An 877-nucleotide genomic window follows, 5' to 3' on the forward strand; every position below is an offset into this window, starting at 1 on the left:
TAGGAACTGGAAGCAGAATTCGTCCGTATCTGCTAGGCCGTCCATCCAACCGATAAGCTGAGGATCTAGGAAGTTCCAATACGCGCGATTAACAACACGAGTACCAACTTTTGGACGAGACTCTAAAAGACCTTTTGACGTCAGCAATTTCACCGCTTCGCGCAGTGCTGTACGACTGATACCAAATTGCTCACAAAGCGCCATCTCACCAGGGATAATAGAACCTTGAGCTAGCTCACCAGAAAGGATACTACGAGCAACTTCACGAGCAACCTGCACGTGTAGGCTACGTTTTGAACCTGCGATTGAATTGAATGTTCCGACCATATGTTCACTTGTTGTTATTAATGTATTATTTAATCCCCACTATATCACTTATATATTCAACTACCAAATATCGTTACTGCGCTCCGTCCCAGATTTAAACAAAACTAATTGTATAAATTAGATTACACAAATAATACGCTCAAAATTGCCCATCAACTAATGGCTTAATAATAATTCTCACTTGTATTTGGGTGTTTGTTTTGTACGACTAATGTCACATATATGTATCTTTCTCTCCAATTATAGCCGCAGATAGTGGATTTTGGCGCTGTACTACTTGATTCAATTACATGCTATTGTATTATTAATTAACGGCAGATTTCTCATATCGTCAATTTCATCTAATAGTCACCTTTAATCGTGGCTACGGTTTCTCAATGCCTTTATTGAGAGTCGGCCAATAGTTTATACAACAACGTCGGTTCATTTTATGGACCATCAATGAGATGACACTATCGCATCTCACTAATTTGCAGTGGTACGTCTAAACACTCACATCGAGTACGACAGGTGGTCAGCAGCATATTGAACTGGTGAATTTGGTTGAGCT

Annotated in this window: 1 protein-coding gene; it reads right to left on the reverse strand. The window is 39.9% G+C overall.

Annotated elements, in window-relative coordinates; genetic code table 11:
* Window positions 1–327, reverse strand: a 327-nt coding sequence (locus KIV40_RS34735) for a FadR/GntR family transcriptional regulator (RefSeq protein WP_285353999.1), incomplete at its 3' end; no start/stop codon positions are given.
* Between the last annotated feature and the right edge of the window lie 550 nt (window positions 328–877).

The organism is Vibrio sp. D173a, from assembly GCF_030248475.1.